Source organism: Pseudomonas sp. SD17-1 (assembly GCF_029201585.1).
Taxonomy (GTDB): Bacteria; Pseudomonadota; Gammaproteobacteria; order Pseudomonadales; family Pseudomonadaceae; genus Aquipseudomonas; species Aquipseudomonas palmensis.
This window is the reverse complement of the sequence record NZ_CP104044.1, coordinates 4,104,390-4,124,661: the sequence shown is the minus strand read 5'-3', so window position 1 is coordinate 4,124,661 and position 20,272 is coordinate 4,104,390. Positions and strand designations below refer to the sequence as shown.

16 protein-coding genes and 5 tRNA genes are annotated in these 20,272 nt (G+C 63.5%); 15 read left to right on the top strand and 6 right to left on the bottom strand.

Features of this window, described 5'->3' with window-relative positions:
- The first annotated feature begins 72 nt into the window (after window positions 1-72).
- Together N0B28_RS18645 and N0B28_RS18640 are read left to right on the top strand one after the other, a co-directional pair.
- Window positions 73-675 (top strand): DUF4823 domain-containing protein, encoded by a 603-nt coding sequence (locus N0B28_RS18645; protein WP_043862868.1) that lies wholly within the window; start codon window positions 73-75, stop codon window positions 673-675.
- A gap of 10 nt (window positions 676-685) precedes the next feature.
- On the top strand, window positions 686-1,246 hold the full coding sequence (locus tag N0B28_RS18640; protein ID WP_100634519.1) for a DUF1285 domain-containing protein: 561 nt from the start codon (window positions 686-688) through the stop codon (window positions 1,244-1,246).
- 124 nt (window positions 1,247-1,370) lie between these two features.
- Here the strand turns inward: N0B28_RS18640 and N0B28_RS18635 are convergent.
- Window positions 1,371-1,446, bottom strand: a tRNA-Asn gene (locus N0B28_RS18635).
- Window positions 1,447-1,507: 61 nt separating this feature from the next.
- Entirely contained in the window at window positions 1,508-2,704 is a 1,197-nt protein-coding gene (locus N0B28_RS18630; RefSeq protein ID WP_043862866.1) for an amino acid aminotransferase, read from the bottom strand.
- A 294-nt stretch (window positions 2,705-2,998) separates the two neighbouring features.
- Between N0B28_RS18630 and uvrB the strand changes: the two genes are divergently transcribed.
- Window positions 2,999-5,014 carry an excinuclease ABC subunit UvrB gene (gene uvrB / locus N0B28_RS18625; RefSeq protein ID WP_043862865.1) on the top strand — a complete coding sequence of 672 codons (2,016 nt, stop codon included), beginning with the start codon at window positions 2,999-3,001 and terminating at the stop codon, window positions 5,012-5,014.
- Window positions 5,015-5,117: 103 nt separating this feature from the next.
- Here the strand turns inward: uvrB and N0B28_RS18620 are convergent, their stop codons facing one another.
- Together N0B28_RS18620 and N0B28_RS18615 are read right to left on the bottom strand one after the other, a co-directional pair.
- Window positions 5,118-6,608: an MDR family MFS transporter gene (locus tag N0B28_RS18620; RefSeq protein ID WP_173925078.1), complete on the bottom strand. Its 1,491-nt coding sequence runs from the start codon at window positions 6,606-6,608 to the stop codon at window positions 5,118-5,120.
- A 49-nt stretch (window positions 6,609-6,657) separates the two neighbouring features.
- On the bottom strand, window positions 6,658-7,698 hold the full coding sequence (locus N0B28_RS18615) for an HlyD family secretion protein (RefSeq protein WP_043862863.1): 1,041 nt from the start codon (window positions 7,696-7,698) through the stop codon (window positions 6,658-6,660).
- A gap of 143 nt (window positions 7,699-7,841) precedes the next feature.
- On the opposite strand from N0B28_RS18615, the gene gltX reads away from it, so the two are divergent.
- From gltX to N0B28_RS18565, 10 genes are all read left to right on the top strand, one after another.
- The gene (gene gltX, locus N0B28_RS18610; protein WP_043862862.1) at window positions 7,842-9,323 is read left to right on the top strand and encodes a glutamate--tRNA ligase; all 1,482 of its coding nucleotides are present in this window, start codon (window positions 7,842-7,844) and stop codon (window positions 9,321-9,323) included.
- Window positions 9,324-9,620: 297 nt separating this feature from the next.
- A tRNA-Ala gene (locus N0B28_RS18605) sits at window positions 9,621-9,696 on the top strand.
- A 78-nt stretch (window positions 9,697-9,774) separates the two neighbouring features.
- A tRNA-Glu gene (locus N0B28_RS18600) sits at window positions 9,775-9,850 on the top strand.
- Window positions 9,851-9,903: 53 nt separating this feature from the next.
- Window positions 9,904-9,979, top strand: a tRNA-Ala gene (locus tag N0B28_RS18595).
- 44 nt (window positions 9,980-10,023) lie between these two features.
- A tRNA-Glu gene (locus tag N0B28_RS18590) sits at window positions 10,024-10,099 on the top strand.
- Window positions 10,100-10,260: 161 nt separating this feature from the next.
- Window positions 10,261-10,800, top strand: a complete 540-nt coding sequence (locus N0B28_RS18585) for a TetR/AcrR family transcriptional regulator (protein WP_054916656.1) — start codon at window positions 10,261-10,263, stop codon at window positions 10,798-10,800.
- A 14-nt stretch (window positions 10,801-10,814) separates the two neighbouring features.
- Window positions 10,815-11,648, top strand: a complete 834-nt coding sequence (locus tag N0B28_RS18580) for an alpha/beta fold hydrolase (RefSeq protein ID WP_275728013.1) — start codon at window positions 10,815-10,817, stop codon at window positions 11,646-11,648.
- 44 nt (window positions 11,649-11,692) lie between these two features.
- Window positions 11,693-12,130: a thioesterase family protein gene (locus N0B28_RS18575; protein ID WP_043862859.1), complete on the top strand. Its 438-nt coding sequence runs from the start codon at window positions 11,693-11,695 to the stop codon at window positions 12,128-12,130.
- Between the two features lie 49 nt (window positions 12,131-12,179).
- Window positions 12,180-13,139 carry a tRNA-dihydrouridine synthase family protein gene (locus N0B28_RS18570; RefSeq protein WP_054916655.1) on the top strand — a complete coding sequence of 320 codons (960 nt, stop codon included), beginning with the start codon at window positions 12,180-12,182 and terminating at the stop codon, window positions 13,137-13,139.
- 115 nt (window positions 13,140-13,254) lie between these two features.
- The gene (locus N0B28_RS18565) at window positions 13,255-13,698 is read left to right on the top strand and encodes an Hsp20 family protein (protein WP_043862857.1); all 444 of its coding nucleotides are present in this window, start codon (window positions 13,255-13,257) and stop codon (window positions 13,696-13,698) included.
- Between the two features lie 110 nt (window positions 13,699-13,808).
- Here the strand turns inward: N0B28_RS18565 and N0B28_RS18560 are convergent, their stop codons facing one another.
- Together N0B28_RS18560 and N0B28_RS18555 are read right to left on the bottom strand one after the other, a co-directional pair.
- The gene (locus N0B28_RS18560; RefSeq protein WP_043862856.1) at window positions 13,809-17,105 is read right to left on the bottom strand and encodes an EAL domain-containing protein; all 3,297 of its coding nucleotides are present in this window, start codon (window positions 17,103-17,105) and stop codon (window positions 13,809-13,811) included.
- A gap of 62 nt (window positions 17,106-17,167) precedes the next feature.
- Window positions 17,168-18,046, bottom strand: a complete 879-nt coding sequence (locus N0B28_RS18555; protein WP_043862855.1) for a LysR family transcriptional regulator — start codon at window positions 18,044-18,046, stop codon at window positions 17,168-17,170.
- Window positions 18,047-18,188: 142 nt separating this feature from the next.
- On the opposite strand from N0B28_RS18555, the gene leuC reads away from it, so the two are divergent.
- Both leuC and leuD read left to right on the top strand, forming a co-directional pair.
- Entirely contained in the window at window positions 18,189-19,622 is a 1,434-nt protein-coding gene (leuC, locus tag N0B28_RS18550) for a 3-isopropylmalate dehydratase large subunit (protein WP_043862854.1), read from the top strand.
- On the top strand, window positions 19,619-20,263 hold the full coding sequence (gene leuD, locus N0B28_RS18545; RefSeq protein ID WP_043862853.1) for a 3-isopropylmalate dehydratase small subunit: 645 nt from the start codon (window positions 19,619-19,621) through the stop codon (window positions 20,261-20,263). The genes leuC and leuD overlap by 4 nt, the downstream gene beginning before the upstream one ends.
- Window positions 20,264-20,272: the final 9 nt, after the last annotated feature.

The following is a 20,272-nucleotide window of genomic DNA, read 5'->3' as shown; positions in this document are numbered from 1 at the left end:
CCCTCCAGCTGGCGCAAAACCTGCATCTGGCGGCTGTTCGCCGGTTTTCCGTCACCGGCTTCTGGAGGAAAGATGCGTAGCCTGGTTCTGCTGCTGGCGCTGATGGCGCTGGGTGGCTGCATGAATGTGAGCGATATGGGCGAAGGTGTGCGCTACCACATGAGCGACGCCGGCCTGCTCGACCATAGCGAAACCCGCCGTTCGTTGTCGGTGCGCCTGCAGCCCGACTCGTTCGTCTTCATCGGTCAGGGCGTGTTCGTGCCGCCGGGCAATGCCTATCCGCGGCCCAACGTGGTGGCCGAGGAAGCCTTCAAGGCCTTTGTCGAGTACTTCCCGCTGGTGCGACGTGCCGAGGGTCCGCTGGGGCTGGAGGATGCCTTGTCCCAGGCGCGCGACGTGGGCGCGCATTACCTGCTGTATGCGCGTTTTGCCAAGGCCGACAACCGTATCGGCAATGGTGACGAGTGGTACGACGAGCAGGCGGTGGACCGCCTGGGTGTCGACACCGGAAGAATTCAGCTGATGCTGATCGAAACCAGTACCCGCTATCTGATCGATACCGTGAGCATCCGCAGCCGTGGCGGTTTGCTGACGTTCCACGACAATCAGCCGCAGGATTTGATTGCGGCACCGCTTGAGGATTACGCTCGCAGTTTGTTGGGCATGAGCCGCTGAGGAGCAGATGATGGTGGATACCGGCAAGGCCAATGACCTGTTGGCGCAACTCCCGAAGGTCGGCAAAGGTCCGGCGCCGGTCCACCTGTGGAATCCGGACTTCTGCGGCGACATCGACATGCGAATCGCCCGCGACGGTACCTGGTACTACCTGGGCACCCCGATTGGTCGCAAGCCGATGGTGCGTCTGTTCTCCACCATCATCCGTCGCGACGGTGATGACTACTTCCTGGTCACGCCTGTGGAAAAGGTCGGAATCCAGGTCGATGATGCGCCGTTCGTGGCGGTGCTCATGGACGTGCAGGGCAGTGGTGAGCAGCAGGTGCTGCGCTTCACCAGCAATGTGGAGGATGTGGTCGAGGCCGGGCCCGAGCACCCGCTGCGTTTCGTGATCGACCCGCTGACACAGGAGCCTTCGCCTTACGTGCACATGCGCAGCAACCTCGAGGCGCTGATCCATCGCAGCGTGTTTTACCAGCTGGTAGAGCTGGCTGTAACACGTGACATCGATGGGCAGCCATGGCTGGGCGTATGGAGTGCGGGGCAGTTCTTTCCAATCGGGCAGCAATAGCCTGTCGCAGCCTGTATCGCCCGGTAGTCCTGGCCCGGGCTGAAGACCAAAACGAAAAAACCCGCCAAAAGGCGGGTTTTTCGAGTATTTCAGAGGCTGTGCAAGCACGCTCTGAAATGATGTTTGGCTCCGCGACCAGGACTCGAACCTGGGACCCAATGATTAACAGTCATTTGCTCTACCGACTGAGCTATCGCGGAATCTGGGGCGTATCTTACTGATTGCTAAGGGGAAGTCAAGCTCCCCCTGAGCAATCAGGTGTTACAGGACCTCGACGATCGCCTTGGTCACCACGTGAATGTTGTTCTGGTTCAACGAGGCGACGCAGATACGACCGGTATCCAGAGCATAGATCGCATGCTCGTCCTTCAGGCGTGCCACCTGCTCGACGGTCAGGCCCGAGTAGGAGAACATGCCGCACTGGCGCCCGACGAAGCTGAAGTCCTGCTGTGCGCCGTACTGGGCCAGCAGCTCGACCATCTGCTTGCGCATGCCGTGGATGCGCTGGCGCATCTCGGCCAGTTCCGCTTCCCACATTGCGCGCAGCTCGGGGCTGTTGAGCACGGTGGCGACAATGGTCGCGCCGTGGGTCGGCGGGTTGGAGTAGTTGGTGCGGATCACGCGCTTGACCTGCGACAGCACGCGAGTGGCCTCTTCCTTGGACTCGGTGACGATCGACAGGGCGCCGACGCGCTCGCCGTACAGCGAGAACGACTTGGAGAACGAGCTGGAGACGAAGAAGTCCAGGCCCGATTCGGCGAACAGGCGCACGGCAGCGGCGTCTTCGGCGATGCCCTGGCCAAAGCCCTGGTAGGCCATGTCCAGGAACGGGATGTGACCCTTGGCCTTGACCACCTCGAGCACGTTGTTCCAGTCGGCCGGGGTCAGGTCGACGCCGGTCGGGTTGTGGCAGCAGGCGTGCAGTACCACGATCGAGCCGGACGGCAGCGCGTTCAGGTCCTCGAGCATGCCGGCACGGTTGACGTCATGGGTGGCGGCGTCGTAGTAGCGGTAGTTCTTGACCGGGAAACCGGCGGTTTCGAACAGGGCGCGGTGGTTTTCCCAGCTCGGGTCGCTGATTGCGACAGTGGCATTGGGCGACAGCTGCTTGAGGAAGTCAGCGCCGATCTTCAAGGCGCCGGTACCACCGACGGACTGGGTGGTGACCACACGGCCGGCGGCCAGCAGGGGCGAATCGGCACCGAACAGCAGCTTCTGCACGGCCTGGTCGTAGGCCACGATGCCGTCGATCGGCAGGTAGCCGCGGGAGGCGTGCTGGGCGGCGCGTTGGGTTTCGGCTTCGATGACTGCACGCAGCAGTGGGATACGCCCTTCTTCGTTGCAGTAAACACCAACGCCCAGGTTCACCTTGTGGGTGCGGGTATCGGCATTGAACGCTTCGTTGAGGCCCAGGATAGGGTCGCGGGGTGCCAGCTCGACAGCGGAAAACAGGCTCATTTTTACCTTGGCTCTGAATGGAGAGTGATAGAGGTCGCACGCTCCAGCCGAATGCACTGAAGCGGTGCACAAACGGGGAGTCAGTATAGTGATACCCATCGGTCACGGCGACAGTCTGTCGCAGCTTTTACTGCTGTTTTCGCGAATATTTTTCGACCGTCAGTCGCTTGCGCCGGTCAATACTGTGAAACAGGCCGTGGTTTGCCTTGAAACTGGCGCCGGGCACCACCAATTGGGTATAAGTACTGTCTATAAATACAGTTGCCTGTATCCGTTCATTTCCAGGGGTTCACCATGTCCGAGTTTCAACTCGTCACCCGTTTCCAGCCGGCGGGTGATCAGCCCGAAGCCATTCGCCTGATGGTCGAGGGGATCGAGGCCGGGCTGGCGCACCAGACCCTGCTCGGGGTGACGGGTTCGGGCAAGACCTTCAGCATCGCCAACGTGATTGCCCAGGTGCAGCGCCCGACCCTGGTACTGGCGCCGAACAAGACCCTGGCCGCCCAGTTGTATGGCGAGTTCAAGTCATTCTTCCCGAACAACGCGGTGGAGTATTTCGTTTCCTACTACGACTACTACCAGCCCGAAGCCTACGTGCCGTCCTCCGACACCTTCATCGAGAAGGACGCCTCGATCAACGACCATATCGAGCAGATGCGCCTGTCGGCGACCAAGGCGCTGCTGGAGCGGCGTGACGCGATCATCGTCACCACGGTGTCGTGCATCTATGGTCTGGGCAGCCCGGAAACCTATTTGAAGATGGTGCTGCACGTGGACCGTGGCGACAAGCTCGACCAGCGGGCCTTGCTGCGCCGTCTGGCCGACCTGCAGTACACCCGCAACGACATGGACTTTGCCCGCGCCACCTTCCGTGTGCGCGGCGACGTGATCGACATCTTCCCGGCCGAATCGGACCTGGAGGCCATCCGCATCGAGCTGTTCGATGACGAGGTGGAGAACATCGCGGCCTTCGACCCGCTGACCGGCGAGGTGATCCGCAAGCTGCCGCGCTTCACCTTCTACCCCAAGAGCCACTACGTGACCCCGCGCGAAACCCTGCTCGAGGCCATGGACGGGATCAAGGCGGAGCTCAAGGAACGCCTGGAGTACCTGCACAAGCACAACAAGCTGGTCGAGGCCCAGCGACTGGAGCAGCGCACCCGGTTCGACCTGGAGATGATCCTGGAGCTGGGCTACTGCAACGGCATCGAAAACTACTCGCGCTACCTGTCCGGGCGTCCGGCCGGCGCGCCGCCGCCGACCCTGTACGACTACCTGCCGCCGGATGCGTTGCTGGTGATCGACGAATCCCACGTCAGCGTTCCGCAGGTGGGGGCCATGTACAAGGGGGACCGCTCGCGCAAGGAAACCCTGGTGGAGTACGGCTTTCGCCTGCCTTCGGCGTTGGACAACCGGCCCATGCGCTTTGACGAATGGGAGTCGGTCAGCCCGCAGACCATCTTCGTCTCGGCCACGCCGGGCAACTACGAGGCCGAGCATGCTGGCCGTGTGGTGGAGCAGGTGGTGCGCCCGACCGGTCTGGTCGACCCCCAGGTGGAGGTGCGTCCTGCCACGACCCAGGTGGATGACCTGCTGTCGGAGATTCGCAAGCGTGTGGCGGTGGAGGAGCGGGTGCTGGTCACTACCCTGACCAAGCGCATGGCCGAAGACCTCAGCGACTACCTGGCCGATCACGATGTGCGGGTGCGCTACCTGCACTCGGACATCGATACCGTTGAGCGAGTCGAGATCATCCGCGACCTGCGCCTGGGCACCTTCGATGTGCTGGTGGGTATCAACCTGCTGCGCGAGGGCCTGGACATGCCCGAGGTCTCGCTGGTGGCGATTCTGGATGCGGACAAGGAGGGCTTCCTGCGTTCGGAGCGCTCGCTGATCCAGACCATCGGGCGCGCGGCGCGCAACCTCAACGGCCGCGCGATCCTGTACGCCGACAATATGACTGGTTCGATGGAGCGGGCGATCGGCGAAACCGAGCGTCGCCGCGACAAGCAGATGGCCTTCAACGAGGCCAACGGCATCGTGCCCAAGGGCGTGGTCAAGGACATCACCGACATCATGGAAGGCGCCAACGTGCCCGGCTCGCGCAGCAAGAAGCGCAAGGGCATGGCCAAGGCCGCCGAGGAGCGCGAGCGTTACGAGGCCGAGTTGCGTTCGCCTGGCGAGATCGCCAAGCGCATCAAGGCGCTGGAAGAAAAGATGTACCAGCTGGCGCGGGACCTGGAGTTCGAGGCTGCAGCGCAGATGCGCGACGAGATCGCGCAGTTGCGTGAGCGATTGCTCACGGTCTGACGGGCCTTTCGCGGGTCAAGCCTGCCCCCACAGGATCACATTGACGCCAAGGGCAATGGAGTACCTGCGGGAGCGGGCTTGCCAGCGAAGACTTCAACGCGGTCTAGTGCGCCTCGCCCGCCTTCAACCCCTGCGGCAGCTTCTTCGTCAACAGCACCGCCACCATGCTGATTGCCAGCCCGATGCCGACAAAATGGAAGGCATCGTTGTACGCCATGATCATCGCCTGCTGATGGGTGATCTCGCTCAGCCTGGCCAGTGCTGCCCCTTCGCTGCCCAGCTTCTCGGTCAGCAAGGTCAACCGCTCGGCCACTGCGGCGTTGGTCGGTACCACCGCCTCGCGCAGGTAGTCGAAATACACCTTGGTGCGCGCATCCAGCAGCGTGGCCAGCAGCGCAATGCCGATGGCCCCGCCCAGGTTGCGCAGGATGTTGAACAGGCTCGACGCCGAGCCTGCGTCCTGCGGCTGGATATAGGCCGTGGCAATCAGCGAGATGGTCACCATGATCATCGGCTGCCCCAGCGCACGGATGATCTGGATATGGTTGAACTGGGTGCCGGCAAAGTCCGGGTTCAATACCCCCGAGCTGAAACTCGCCAGCCCGAACAGCCCGAAGCCGATGGTGCAGAGGATCTTCGGCGAAATCACCTTCATCAGTTGCGGGACCAGCGGGATCAGGAACAGCTGCGGCACCCCCATCCACATGATCACTTCGCCGATCTGCAGGGCGTTGTAGTTCTGGATCTGCGCCAGGTACAGCGGCAGCAGGTAGATCGAACCGTACAACCCCACGCCCATGCCCAGGCTGGCAATGCTCGACAACCCGAAATTGCGGTTCTGCAGGATGCGCAGGTTGATCAGCGGGTTGGGTTTCGAGAACTGCACGATCACGAAGGTAATGAGGCTGACCAGGGCAATGCTGCCCAGGGTGACGATCAGCCCCGACTCGAGCCAGTCCTTGCGATGCCCCTCCTCAAGAAACACCTGCAGGCAGCCAAGCCCGACGCCCAGCGTCAGGATGCCGGTGTAGTCGGTGCTTTTGAGCAGCTCCCAGTGTGCTTCCTTCTTCTCCAGGCCGTACAGCAAGCCGCCGATCATGATCAGGCCGGGCGGGATGTTGATGTAGAAGATGTATTCCCAGCCCCAGTTCTCGGTCAGCCAGCCGCCCAGGGTAGGGCCGATGGACGGGGCGAAGGTGGCGGTCATGGCGAACATCGCCATGCCCTTGGCGCGGTGATGCTCGGGCAGCTTGATCAGGGTCAGGGTGAAGGCCAGCGGGATCAGCGCGCCGCCGGTAAAACCCTGCAGGGCGCGGAACACGATCATGCTTTCCAGGTTCCAGGCCATCGAGCACAGCAGCGACGACACCAGAAAACCCGCCGACACCCACACTGCCAGGCGCCGCGCCGACAGCAGCTGCACCAGCCAGGCGGTCAGCGGGATCATGATGATCTCGGCCACCAGGTAGGAGGTGGAGATCCACGAGCCTTCTTCCAGGGTCGCCGACAGGGCGCCCTGGATGTCCTTGAGCGACGAGTTGGTGATCTGGATGTCGAGCACTGCCATGAACGCGCCGAGCATCACGCTCATCACCGCGATCCAGTCGCGCCGGCTGGGTTCGCCGGCGGGACGGATCAGTTGATCACCGGCCATCGGTACGGATATCGACGGTGGCGGTCACCGACATGCCCGGGCGGATCTTGCCGTGCAACGGGTTGTCGGCGGCGAAGGTCAGCTTGACCGGGATGCGCTGCACAACCTTGGTGAAGTTGCCGGTGGCGTTGTCGGGTGGCAGCAGGCTGAACTGCGCGCCGGAAGCGGCGAACAGGCTGTCGACGCGGCCTTCGATCGGCGTGTCGGGGTAGCTGTCGAACACCAGCTCGGCACGCTGGCCGGGCTGCATCTTGCCGATCTGGGTTTCCTTGAAGTTGGCCTGCACCCAGATGTCCTGATCGGGCACGATCGACAGCAGGTAGGCGCCGGCCTGCACGTACTGGCCGTTGCGTGCCGCGCGCTGGCCGATCATGCCGCTGATCGGCGCGCGAATTTCACTGCGGCTCAGGTTCAGCTCGGCCTGGGCCAGGTCGGTGCGGGCGGTGGCGATCTGGGCGTCCAGGCGCTTGAGCTCGGCAGCCAGTGCGTTGACCTGCTGGCGTTGACCCTGCAGATCGGCCTGGGCCTTGCTCACCTGGGAGCGTGCCACGTTGCTTTCGGCCGACAGGGTGGTCACCCGTTCTTCCGAGACAAAGCCTGGCTTGCGCAGCGCCTGTGCACGGTTGAGGTCCAGCTGGGTACGCCCAAGCGTGGCCTGGTTGGCCGACACCTGTGCCTGGCCGGCGGCGATCAGGCTCGCCTGCTGCGTCAGGCGGCTGTCGGCTTGCAGGCGCTCGGCCTCGCGGGTGGCCAGGGTGGCGCGGGCGCGCTCCACTGCAAACTGGAAGTCGTTGCCTTCCAGGCGCACCAGCAGGTCGCCCTTGGCCACATGCTGGTTGTCCTCGACCAGCACCTGCTCGATGCGCGCGCCCAACTGGCTGGAAACCCGGGTGATCTCGCCCTGCACGTAGGCATTGTCGGTGCTCTCGTAGAAGCGCCCCTTGAAGTACCAGTGGGCCAGAAAGCCCAGGCCGATGAGCAGAACCAGGGTCAGGAAAATCAGCAGGCGACGCTTGAGTTGGGCAGGCATGGGTACGATCGTTCCAAAAATGTAAGCAAATTTAACAAGGTTTGCCTTGGCAAACACAAGCGCCGATCGTGCCCATTGCTGGAGCCGGGTGGCCCCGTGCTGTTAACATCCAGCCTTTGTTTCACCTCTTGTTCGAGACTCTCATGACCACCGTTCGCACGCGTATCGCGCCTTCGCCGACTGGCGATCCCCATGTCGGCACCGCCTACATCGCCCTGTTCAACTACTGCTTCGCCAAGCAGCACGGTGGCGAATTCATCCTGCGTATCGAAGATACCGATCAGCTGCGCTCCACCCGCGAGTCCGAGCAGCAGATCTTCGATGCCCTGCGCTGGCTGGGTATCGAATGGAGCGAAGGCCCGGATGTCGGCGGCCCGCACGGCCCGTACCGCCAGAGCGAACGCGGCGAGATCTACAAGCAGTACGCCCAGCAACTGGTCGATCTGGGCCATGCCTTCCCGTGCTTCTGCACTGCCGAAGAACTGGACCAGATGCGTGCCGAGCAGATGGCCCGCGGCGAAACCCCGCGCTATGACGGGCGCGCCTTGCTGCTCTCGCCTGAAGAAGTGCAGCGTCGCCTGGCCGCCGGCGAGCCCCATGTGATCCGCATGAAAGTGCCGACCGAAGGCGTGTGCGTGGTACCGGACATGCTGCGCGGCGACGTCGAGATTCCGTGGGACCGCATGGACATGCAGGTACTGATGAAGACCGATGGCCTGCCGACCTACTTCCTGGCCAACGTGGTCGATGACCACCTGATGGGCATCACCCACGTATTGCGTGGCGAAGAGTGGCTGCCTTCGGCGCCCAAGCTGATCAAGCTGTACGAGTACTTCGGCTGGGAGCAGCCAACCCTGTGCTACATGCCGCTGCTGCGCAACCCCGACAAGAGCAAGCTGTCCAAGCGCAAGAACCCGACCTCGGTGACCTTCTACGAGCGCATGGGCTTCATGCCCGAAGCCATGCTCAACTACCTGGGCCGCATGGGCTGGTCGATGCCGGACGAGCGCGAGAAGTTCTCGCTGGCCGAAATGGTCGAGCACTTCGACCTGTCGCGAGTGTCGCTGGGCGGCCCGATCTTCGACATCGAGAAGCTGTCGTGGCTCAACGGCCAGTGGCTGCGTGAGCTGCCTGTCGCAGAGTTTGCCGCGCGCGTGCAGAAATGGGCGTTCAACAGCGACTACATGATGAAGATCGCGCCGCACGTGCAGGGCAGGGTAGAGACATTCAGCCAGATTGCGCCGCTGGGTGGGTTCTTCTTCGAAGGTGCGCTCAAGCTCGACGCCAAGCTGTTCGAGCACAAGAAACTGTCGGCCGACCAGGTACGCCAGGTGATCCAGCTGATCCTGTGGAAGCTCGAGGGGCTGCGCCAGTGGGAGAAGGATCGCATCACCGGCTGCATCCAGGCGGTGGTCGAGGCGCTGGAGCTCAAGCTGCGTGACGCGATGCCGCTGATGTTCGCCGCGATTTCCGGTCAGGCCAGCTCGGTGTCGGTGCTCGATGCCATGGAGATCCTCGGGCCGGACCTGACCCGCTACCGCCTGCGCCAGGCGCTGGACCTGCTGGGTGGTGTGTCGAAGAAAGAAAACAAGGAATGGGAAAAGCTGTTGGGCACCATTGCCTGAGCATTTTTCCCGTAGGAGCCGGCCTTGCCGGCGAACAAAGCGCTGCGGTACCCGGTATTGCGCAGCGCCTGTTTCGCCGGCAAGGCCGGCTCCTGCAAGGGCGAGACCCCCGAGTTTGCGGGGGCTCTCCTGACCCAGGCCGGTAAGTGTTTGTTATCTCGGAAATTTCTTTTGGATTTTGTTGAAAATTTATTTGACAGGTCTTCAATCCGATCTTAATATGCGCCCCGTCCACAGCGATGAACGAAACGAAGCGCGAAGCACCCAGCCAAGCGATTCAGTTCAAAGCGACATTGTGGGGCTATAGCTCAGCTGGGAGAGCGCCTGCATGGCATGCAGGAGGTCAGCGGTTCGATCCCGCTTAGCTCCACCAAATTCCCTATCCGGAGTTGGTCATACAACTCAGGGTTCAACCGGGTTCCAGCAGCCGGGTTGTGTGGTAAGAAGGTTCGTCCCCTTCGTCTAGTGGCCTAGGACACCGCCCTTTCACGGCGGTAACAGGGGTTCGAGTCCCCTAGGGGACGCCAGTTTTACACAAGTGATGTTGCAAGACATCGCTGGGCCGCGAGGCTAGAAATCTGGGGCTATAGCTCAGCTGGGAGAGCGCCTGCATGGCATGCAGGAGGTCAGCGGTTCGATCCCGCTTAGCTCCACCAATTTTGCCAGGGTTCGTGAAAACGAGCCTGCACGAAGGTTACAAGTCCCCTTCGTCTAGTGGCCTAGGACACCGCCCTTTCACGGCGGTAACAGGGGTTCGAGTCCCCTAGGGGACGCCATTTTACCCGCTCTGCGGGATTTCAAGGCTCATTCGATTATTGAATGAGCCTTTTGTTTTTTCCCTCGAAAAAATCTCTTTCGCCCTTGGGCCGCAGGAGAAAGTGCTTGCCAATAAATATTATGAGCATAATATTAGCTCCATAATATTTGGAGGCCTGCCATGCACGACAAAAAAGCCCTGACCCGCCAGCGCATTTTGGATGCGGCGCGCAGTGCGCTGATCCTTAACGGCCCGGCCGACCCCAGTGTGCAGCAGGTGATGGGCGCTGCGGGGCTCACCGTGGGTGGGTTCTATGCGCATTTCGAGAACAAGGATGCGCTGATGCTCGAAGCCTTTTGCCAGTTGCTTGGCGAGCGCCGGGCCTTGCTGGCACAGGTCGACGCGTCGCTGGACGGGGAGGCGCGTCGTGCCCTGGTGGCGGCCTTCTACCTGTCGCGCAAACACCGCGATGCCGTCGACAGCGGCTGCCCGCTGCCCAGCTCTCTGGGCGAGATCAATCAGTTGCCGGCGACTTTTCGCGCGGTGCTGACCGAGCATATCGAGTTGATGATGGCCAACCTGGCCGACACCCCCGAAGACGCCGACAAGGTGCTGGCCGACCTGGCCCTGATGGTCGGCGGCCTGGCCCTGGCGCGAGCGCTGGGTACCAGCGAATTGTCCGACCGTGTGTTGCGTGCCGCCAAGTCCGCGGTGATCTGATCTGGAGCGACGTGATGAACAGCCTGAGCTGGATTCGTGGTATCAACGCCACTGTTGGACGCCTGGCACCCAATCGGGTGGCCGGGCAGATGCGCCAGGCCTTCATGAGCCCGCGTACCTTGCCGCCACGCGACTGGGAACTGCCGCTGCTGGCGCGTGCCGAGCGCATTACCCTGCGCTTTGGCCTGAGTGCGCTGCGCTGGGGGCAGGGCCCCACGGTGCTGCTGATGCACGGCTGGGAGGGGCGCCCCACCCAGTTCGCCCATCTGATCGAGGCCCTGGTGGCCGCCGGCTATTGTGCGGTGGCGCTCGAAGGGCCGGCCCACGGCCGCTCGCGTGGAAACAAGGCCAACGTGGTGTCGTTCGCCCACGCCTTGCTCGAGGCGGCCGGCGAGCTGGGCCCATTGCACGGGGTGATCGGCCATTCCATGGGCGGTGCCAGTGCGCTGCTGGCCCTGCAGTGGGGGCTGCGTACCGAGGTGGCGGTGAGCATCGCCGCGCCGGCGCGCCTGCTCGAGGTGCTGCGCGGCATGGCGCGGCACCTGGGGTTGCCGGCGCGGGCGCGGGCAGCCTTCATTCGCCAGGTGGAGCGAGAGGTCGGGGTGCCGATCTCGCGCCTGGACGTGGCCGTCTACCAGCTGGAACTGCCCGGTTTCATCGTGCATGCCGAGGACGACCCTCTGGTCGCCGTCAGCGAGGCGCGGCTGATTCATCAGGCGTGGTTCGACAGCCAGCTGCTGCTGTTGCCCCGGGGCGGGCATATGCGTGTGCTGTCCGACCCGCAACTGGTCGACGGCGTGCTTGCGCTGCTGCAACGCAGTGCCCGGCCAGTGCGCCAATCGGCCTGAGCATCCGTTACACTCTGCCCGTTCACTACAGATCGGGAGCGGGCATGAGCTGGGATCGGGCAACGCCATTTACCATCGACCTGCAGGTCGGTGCCGAGGATATCGACGGCCTGGGGCACGCCAACAACGCGGTGTACGTCACCTGGCTCGAGCGCTGCGCCTGGCGTCATTCCCAGCGCCTGGGGCTGGACCTGGCCGAGTACCGGCGCCTGGACCGCGCCATGGCCGTGGTGCGTCACGAGATCGACTACCTGGCCAGCGCCTATGAGGACGACATCCTGCAGTTGGCCACCTGGATCGTCGACTGGGACCAGCGCCTGAAGATGACCCGTCACTTCCAGCTGGTGCGACCAAGCGACGGCACCACCTTGCTGCGGGCGCAGACCACCTTCGTGTGCATCGAGCTGTCCACCGGCAAGCCCAGGCGCATGCCGGCAGAATTCATCGAGGGCTACGGCGCCGCGATGGCCGGAGCCCGATAAGCCACGGTTTTTGCTAGACTGCCGGCCTTTTTCGCGCGAGACCCACGCTATGCAAATTGCCCTGGCCCCCATGGAGGGGCTGGTCGACAACATCCTTCGCGACGTACTGACCCAGGTGGGCGGCATCGACTGGTGTGTCACCGAGTTCATTCGCGTGTGCGACCGGTTGCTGCCGGCGCATGTGTACGAGAAGCTTGCCCCGGAGCTTGGCCGCGGTGCGCAAACCGCCGCCGGCGTGCCTTTGCGTGTGCAGTTGCTGGGCTCCGACCCGGCATGCCTGGCCGATAACGCGGTGCTGGCCTGCGAGCTGGGCGCCCCCGTCATCGACCTCAATTTCGGTTGCCCGGCCAAGACCGTGAACAAGTCCCGCGGCGGCGCGGTGCTGCTCAAGGAGCCCGAGCTGCTGCATGCCATCCTGCGCGAAGTGCGCCGGGCGGTGCCTGCGCATATCCCGGTCACCGCCAAGATGCGCCTGGGCTTCGACAGCCCGGACGGTGCGCTGGACTGCGCCCGCGCCCTGGCCGAAGGCGGTGCCGACCAGTTGGTGGTGCACGCACGCACCAAGGTCGACGGCTACAAGCCGCCGGCACATTGGGAGTACGTGGCGCGGGTGCAAGAGGTGGTGAAGGTGCCGGTGTTCGCCAACGGCGAGGTGTGGACGCTGGAGGACTGGCGCCGCTGCCGCGAGGTCAGCGGCGTGGAGGACATCATGCTCGGTCGCGGCCTGGTGTCGCGCCCGGACCTGGCCCGGCAGATTGCCGCCGAGCGCCAGGGCATCGAGTTCGTGCCGCTGGACTGGCAGGCACTGCAACCGCTGCTGCAGGACTTCTGGGTGCAGGCCCGGGAACAGATGACCGAGCGTCAGGCACCGGGGCGACTGAAGCAGTGGGTGGCGATGCTGACCCGTACCTACCCCGAAGCCACGGCACTGTTTACCGAACTGCGTCGCGAGACCGACTGTGATCGCGTGGCGCGGCTGCTGGGTATTCCGGTCAGCGAGGCGGCCTGAAAAAATTTTTGTGGTCGATGCTTGAAATGTTAGGGCGGGTCCTTATCTAGGGAGTACGCGATGCCGAAGTCGGGTCGCGCAATCACCAACTCGCTGATATTTCAGGAGATGTACCATGACTACCGCATTTTCTCTGGCTCCACTGTTCCGTCAATCCGTTGGCTTCGATCGTTTCAACGACCTGTTCGAATCCGCGGCACGTAGCGAGTCGGGTAGCACCTACCCACCCTACAATGTTGAAAAACATGGCGAAGACCACTACCGAATCGTCGTTGCTGCAGCTGGCTTCCAGGAAGAGGACCTCGACCTGCAAGTGGAAAAAGGCGTTCTGACCGTCAGTGGCGGCAAGCGTGACAGCAGTGGTGAAAGCGTCACCTACCTGCACCAGGGCATCGCCCAGCGGGCCTTCAAGTTGTCCTTCCGCCTGGCTGACCACATCGAAGTGAAGTCGGCGGGCCTGGCCAACGGTCTGCTCAGTGTCGATCTGCTGCGTGTTGTGCCTGAAGAAGCCAAGGCCAAGCGCATCCCGATCAACGGCGAGAAACCTGCGCTGAACTGAGTGTGGGCTGAGTGAAAAAGGGCACCTTCGGGTGCCCTTTTTTGTGCCCGGTTCGCGCGGCTCTTCACTGCAGGGGCCAGCCTTGCTGGCAACTGCCGTGCTGCGGTGTGTCAGTAGTCCGCCGGTGCCTGCAGCAGCATCGCCCTGAACTCGTTCAGCGGCAATGGCCGGCTGTGCAGGTACCCCTGGTACAGATGGCACCCCAGCCGCTCCAGAAACTCCAGTTGCTCCGACAGCTCCACCCCTTCGGCAATCACTGCCAGGTCCAGGCTTCTGGCCATGGCCACGATGGCCTTGACGATCTCTGCATCATTGGGGTCCAGCGGTGCATCGCGCACGAACGACTGGTCGATCTTCAGCGCATCCACCGGCAAGCGCTTGAGGTAGGTGAGCGACGAGTAGCCGGTGCCGAAGTCATCCATCGCAAAGCTCACCCCGAACGCCTTCAGCTCGCGCATCTTGCTGATGGTGTCCTCCAGGTTCTGGATCACGATGCCCTCGGTGATCTCCAGCTTGAGCATCTGGTAGGGCAGGCGGTAGTCGTCCAGGCTGCGCCGCACCCGCTCGACGAAATCGTTCTGGCGGAACTGGCGCGGGCTGATGTTCACGCACAGGCTGAAATCCATCGGATCGATCAGCCCATCCTGCAGCATGCGCGAGCAGGCATCGCAGGCTTCGTCGAGTATCCAGCTGCCCACCTCCAGGATCAGCCCGCTTTCCTCCAGCACCTGGATGAACTGGCTGGGCGGCTGCTGGCCCAACAGCGGATGGTGCCAGCGCAGCAGCACCTCGGCTCCGACGATGCGGTTGTCACGGGCATCCACCTGGGGCTGGAAGTGCAGCGCCAGTTCGCCCCTGGCCAGGGCCATGCGCAGGTCGCTCTCCATGCGCAGGCGTTCACTGGCGGCCTTCTGCATGGTGGTGTGGAACAGTTGCGTGGTGTTGCGACCCGAATCCTTGGCGCGGTACAGCGCAATGTCGGCGCGCTTGAGCAGGTCGGCCGGCGTGGTGCCGTGGTCGGGGATCAGCGCCACGCCGATGCTGGGGGTTACCTGCAGGCGCTGGCCGTCCAGCGACATCGGCTCGGCCAGCAGCTCGCGCAAGGTGTCGGCCAGTTGGCGAACCTTGTCGGTGACCTCTTCGCGGCTGCCTTCCAGGCCGCTCAGCAGCACCACGAACTCGTCACCCCCCAGGCGCGCCACGGTGTCCTCCAGGCGCACGCTGGCTTCAAGCCGGGCTGTGATGATCTTGAGCACCGTATCGCCCACCGGGTGGCCCAGCGAGTCGTTGATGTGCTTGAAGTGGTCGAGGTCGAGGAACAGCAGGGCGCCGCGCAGGTTCTGGCGTTTGAGCAGGGCGATCTGCTGGCTCAGGCGATCCATCAGCAGGGCGCGGTTGGGCAGGTTGGTCAGCGGGTCGTGGTAGGCCAGGTGACGGATCTGCGCCTGGGCATTCTTGAGCTGGCTGACGTCGCGGGCAGTCAGTAGCAGGCAGTCTGTCTCGTTGAGGGTGATCGGCTCCATCGACACCTCCACGGTGAGGATTTCGCCGCGTTTGTTGCGCCCCAGCATTTCGCGGTGGTGCACCCGCCCGCGCTCACGCATTTCACCGAACAGCAGGGTCTGCTGCTTGTCGTCGGCCCACAACCCGATCTGAGCCATGCTCTGGCCGATCACCTCGTCGGCGCTGTAGCCGGTGAGCCGGCAGAAGCCGTCGTTCACCTCCAGGTAGCAGCCACTGTCGCGCTCGGTGATGGTGATGGCGTCGGGGCTGGAGTGGAAGGCCTTGGCGAACTTCTCCTCACTGGCCTTGAGTGCGGCTTCGCCGCGTTGCTGCTGGGTGATGTCGCGCAGGGTGGTGACGCTGCAGGGCTGGTTGTCGACCTTGATCAGGCGGCTGGAAATCACACAGGTCAGGGGCTGGCCATCCTTGTGATTGACCACCACCGCGACATTGTTCAACGCCTGGTCGCGAATCACCTGCTCGATGCGTCGTGCGCGGGCGGCCGATTCGGCCCACAGCCCCAGTTGTTCGGCGGTACGACCCAGTACCTGGTCGGCGCACCAGCCGAAGGTCTGGGTGAACGCCTGGTTGATCTCGATGAACTGGCCGGTGTCCTGGCGGGTGACGCAGATGGGGTCGGGGCTGACCTGGAACAGGCTGGCGAACTTTTCCTCCGAGCTGGTCAGGCGCTGTTCGCGTTCAACCTGTTCGGTGATGTCCAGCAGGGTGCCGGCCATGCGCAGCGGGTTGCCCTGGTCGTCACGGTACAGCCGTGCGCGGCTCTCCAGGTAGCGTGAGGCGCCGTTTTCCAGCTGGATGCGGTAGGTGATCTGGTAGTTGCCCGCGGGGCCTTCGCGCAGGCTGCGATAGGCCTGGCGCATGCCGCTGCGCTCAAGCTCGGGCACGCCTTCGAAAAACGCCTCGAACGACTCGTGGAACGGCACCGGCGCCAGGCCGTGCAGTTGTGCCGCGCGGGCCGAGCCGTACAGCATGCCGCTGGGGATGTGCCAGTCCCAGGTACCCAGCTGGGCAGAGTCCAGTGCCAGGTCCAGGCGCTCCTGGCTGTCCTTGAGGGCCTGTTCGGCACGCTTGCGCTCGCTGGTGTCGACGAAGGTGCTGAGCAGGTAGGTGACACCTTCGAGTTCGATGGCCTGGGTGCTGAGGATGCCATCGTGGACCTGCCCGCTGCTGGCGCGAAACTGCACTTCCAGGGTCACCGGGCCGTTGTTGCCGCTGGTGGCCTCCAGCACCTGGTCACGCTGCCTGGGGTTGGCCCACAGGCCCAGTTCCAGCGTGGTACGCCCGATCACCTGGGCGCCGGGCCAGCCAAGAATGTTCTCGAAGTGCTGGTTGACCTCATGGATCAGCCCGTCGGCGCGCCGGGTCAGCAGCACCACGTTCGGGCTCAGGTGAAAAAGCGTGGCAAAGCGCTTTTCGGAGTTGATCAGTGCGGTTTCGCGTTCGCGCTGGCGGGTGATCTCGCGCACCACCCCGATCATCTGCAGGCGCCCGTCTCGGTTGGTGGCCAGGCTGCCGTTCACTTCCAGCCAGTGCAGGCTGCCGTCCGGCCAGCGGATGCGATGGCGCAGGGCCTGGTCCACCGGCTCGCCGTTGAGCACTGCATGAAAGGCCTGGCGCATGCGTGCGCGGTCCTCTTCCGGCAGCAGGTCGAGGTAGTCGATGTCGTGGGTCAGCGGTTGATGCGGATCGAAGCCAAACAGTGCCTGGGTGCCTCGTGACCAGTTGATGCGCCCGCTGCCCACATCCCACACCCAGGCGCCAAGGTGCGCACCATTGAGCGCCGCGAGCAACTGCGGCGCACTTTCCCAGGCCTGTTCCAGCTCCTGGGGGTCTGCTGCGTGGATACGGGGAAGGCGCGCAAAACGATTGGCTGACTTGGGCATCGGTACCAGACCTTTGGCGGGTGATACGTCCTTGGTGGCGGGCCGCCCGGGGCAGGGGCGGGCTACGCCGGGCTTGCGTGACTGTCGAGCAGGGCCATGAAGGCTCTGGCCGCATTCGATAACGTTCGTTCCGTGTGCAGAATGTAGCCTAGCTGGCGCGACAGCTGTATGCCCGGCAAGTCGATGGATGCAACCTGCTCATCGAGCATTGTGCGCGGCAGCACACTCCAGGCCAGCCCGATCGACACCATCATCTTGATGGTTTCCAGGTAGTTGGTGCTCATGGCGATGTTGGGGACCAGGCCCTGGGCCTCGAACAGACGCTGCACAATATGGTGTGTGAAAGTGTTGCCGCCGGGGAACACGGCCGGGTGGTGGGCAATGTCCGCCAGGCCCACCGCGCCCTTGCAGGCCAGCGGGTGCTCGGGGGCGACCACGAAATCCAGCGGGTCGTCCCATACCGGCACCGCGCGCACCAGGCTGTGGGGCTCGGGGGCGAGGGTGATCACGGCGATTTCGGCGCGCCCGTGCAGAATTTCCTCGTAGGCCACTTCCGAGTCCAGAAACTGGATGTCCAGAGCCACAGCCGGGTACTGACGGGTAAACGCCCGCAACAGCGGCGGCAGGCGGTGCAGGCCGATGTGATGGCTGGTGGCCAGGGTCAGTCGACCGCTGACCTCGCCGGTGAGGTTGGTCAGGGCCCGCCGGGTGTCGTCCAGCACGTTGAGGATCTGGTAGGCGCGCGGCAGCAGGGCACGGCCGGCTTCGGTCAGGCTCACCTCGCGGCCAAGGCGGTCGAACAGGCGCACATCCAGCTGCTGCTCCAGCCCGGCAATGCGCTTGCTGATGGCCGGCTGGGTCAGGTGCAGGCGCTCGCCGGCACCGGAAAAGCTCCCGGTTTCAGCGATGGCGATGAAGGCACTAAGGTTGGCCAGGTCCACGGAATGAGTTCCTCGGGTTTGGATTCCTGAAAGTTATCCAAAGCATAAAAAATATGAATTTGAGTTATTCAATCTAACCCCATAGCATCGTCCGTACAAGCCAAGGGGTTATTGGCATAGAAAGACTGATGAGGAAAGTCTGATGGCTGGCAAAACGCTCTACGACAAGCTCTGGGATTCGCACTTGGTCAAGCAGCGCGACGACGGTTCGGCGCTGATCTATATCGACCGTCACATCATTCATGAAGTGACGTCGCCGCAGGCCTTCGAGGGGCTGCGCCTGGCCAACCGCAAACCCTGGCGCATCGATGCCAACATCGCCACCCCCGACCACAACGTGCCCACCACGCCAGAGCGCAAGGGCGGCATCGAGGCCATCGCCGACCAGGTGTCGCGCCTGCAGGTGCAGACCCTCGACGAAAACTGTGACGAATACGGCATCACCGAATTCAAGATGAACGATGTGCGCCAGGGCATCGTCCACGTCATCGGCCCGGAGCAGGGTGCCACCTTGCCCGGCATGACCGTGGTCTGCGGCGACTCGCATACCTCCACCCACGGCGCGTTCGGCGCCCTGGCCCACGGCATCGGCACCTCCGAGGTCGAGCACGTGCTCGCTACCCAGTGCCTGGTGGCCAAGAAGATGAAGAACATGCTGGTGCGCGTCGAAGGGCAACTGCCGTTCGGCGTCACTGCCAAGGACATCGTGCTGGCCGTGATCGGCAAGATCGGGACCGCCGGCGGCAACGGGCATGCCATCGAGTTTGCCGGCAGCGCCATTCGCGAGTTGTCGGTCGAAGGCCGCATGACCATCTGCAACATGTCCATCGAGGCCGGTGCGCGGGTGGGCCTGGTGGCCACCGACGAGAAGACCGTTGCCTACGTCAAGGGTCGTCCGTATGCGCCCAAGGGCGAGCAGTGGGACCTGGCCGTCGAAGCCTGGAAAGACCTGGTGTCCGACAGCGACGCGGTGTTCGACACCGTGGTCGAGCTGGACGCGGCGCAGATCAAGCCGCAGGTCAGCTGGGGCACCTCGCCCGAGATGGTGCTGGCGGTCGACCAGCGCGTGCCGGACCCGGCGGCCGAGGCCGACCTGGTCAAGCGCGGTTCCATCGAACGCGCGCTCAAGTACATGGGCCTGAACGCCAACCAGGCGATCACCGACATTCAGCTCGACCGCGTGTTCATCGGTTCGTGCACCAACTCGCGCATCGAAGACCTGCGCGCCGCGGCCGTGATCGCCAAGGGTCGCAAGGTGGCCTCGACCATCAAGCAGGCCATCGTGGTGCCGGGCTCGGGCCTGGTCAAGGCGCAGGCCGAGCAGGAAGGCCTGGACAAGATCTTCCTCGAGGCCGGTTTCGAATGGCGTGAGCCGGGCTGCTCGATGTGCCTGGCGATGAACCCGGACCGCCTCGAAAGTGGCGAGCATTGCGCCTCCACCTCCAACCGCAACTTCGAGGGGCGCCAGGGCGCCGGTGGGCGTACCCACCTGGTGAGCCCGGCAATGGCGGCGGCTGCCGCAGTAACCGGTCGTTTTGTCGATGTACGCGAGTTGATCCAAGGGAGCGCAGCATGAAAGCCTTTACCCAGCACACCGGCCTGGTCGCCCCGTTGGACCGTGCCAACGTCGACACCGACCAGATCATCCCCAAGCAGTTCTTGAAGTCGATCAAGCGCACCGGGTTCGGCCCGAACCTGTTCGACGAATGGCGTTACCTGGACGTGGGTCAGCCCTACCAGGACAACAGCAAGCGCCCGCTGAACCAGGATTTCGTGCTCAACCATGCGCGTTACCAGGGGGCCAGCGTGTTGCTGGCGCGGGAGAACTTCGGTTGCGGTTCGAGCCGCGAGCATGCGCCTTGGGCGCTGGAAGAGTACGGCTTTCGCAGCATCATTGCGCCCAGCTACGCCGACATCTTCTTCAACAACAGCTTCAAGAACGGCTTGCTGCCGATCATCCTCGGCGACGAGGAAGTCGACGAGCTGTTCAAGCAGGTTGAGGCGGACCCGGGCTACCAGCTGACCATCGACCTGCAGGCGCAGACCGTGACGCGGCCGGACGGCAAGGTGCTCCACTTCGAGATCGACGCGTTCCGCAAGCATTGCCTGCTCAACGGCCTGGATGACATCGGCCTGACCTTGCAGGATGGCGATGCGATTGCAGCGTTTGAAGCCAGGCACCGTGCTAGCCAGCCCTGGTTGTTTCGCGACGCCTGAATGATGCAG

What these genes read in the sequence shown, in the direction of transcription:
- N0B28_RS18645 (WP_043862868.1), top strand. Translation starts at nt 73, where the DNA reads ATGCGTAGCCTGGTTCTGCTGCTGGCGCTGATGGCGCTGGGTGGCTGC.
- N0B28_RS18640 (WP_100634519.1), top strand. Translation starts at nt 686, where the DNA reads ATGGTGGATACCGGCAAGGCCAATGACCTGTTGGCGCAACTCCCGAAG.
- N0B28_RS18630 (WP_043862866.1), bottom strand. Translation starts at nt 2,704, where the DNA reads ATGAGCCTGTTTTCCGCTGTCGAGCTGGCACCCCGCGACCCTATCCTG.
- uvrB (WP_043862865.1), top strand. Translation starts at nt 2,999, where the DNA reads ATGTCCGAGTTTCAACTCGTCACCCGTTTCCAGCCGGCGGGTGATCAG.
- N0B28_RS18615 (WP_043862863.1), bottom strand. Translation starts at nt 7,698, where the DNA reads ATGCCTGCCCAACTCAAGCGTCGCCTGCTGATTTTCCTGACCCTGGTT.
- gltX (WP_043862862.1), top strand. Translation starts at nt 7,842, where the DNA reads ATGACCACCGTTCGCACGCGTATCGCGCCTTCGCCGACTGGCGATCCC.
- N0B28_RS18585 (WP_054916656.1), top strand. Translation starts at nt 10,261, where the DNA reads ATGCACGACAAAAAAGCCCTGACCCGCCAGCGCATTTTGGATGCGGCG.
- N0B28_RS18580 (WP_275728013.1), top strand. Translation starts at nt 10,815, where the DNA reads ATGAACAGCCTGAGCTGGATTCGTGGTATCAACGCCACTGTTGGACGC.
- N0B28_RS18575 (WP_043862859.1), top strand. Translation starts at nt 11,693, where the DNA reads ATGAGCTGGGATCGGGCAACGCCATTTACCATCGACCTGCAGGTCGGT.
- N0B28_RS18570 (WP_054916655.1), top strand. Translation starts at nt 12,180, where the DNA reads ATGCAAATTGCCCTGGCCCCCATGGAGGGGCTGGTCGACAACATCCTT.
- N0B28_RS18565 (WP_043862857.1), top strand. Translation starts at nt 13,255, where the DNA reads ATGACTACCGCATTTTCTCTGGCTCCACTGTTCCGTCAATCCGTTGGC.
- N0B28_RS18560 (WP_043862856.1), bottom strand. Translation starts at nt 17,105, where the DNA reads ATGCCCAAGTCAGCCAATCGTTTTGCGCGCCTTCCCCGTATCCACGCA.
- leuC (WP_043862854.1), top strand. Translation starts at nt 18,189, where the DNA reads ATGGCTGGCAAAACGCTCTACGACAAGCTCTGGGATTCGCACTTGGTC.
- leuD (WP_043862853.1), top strand. Translation starts at nt 19,619, where the DNA reads ATGAAAGCCTTTACCCAGCACACCGGCCTGGTCGCCCCGTTGGACCGT.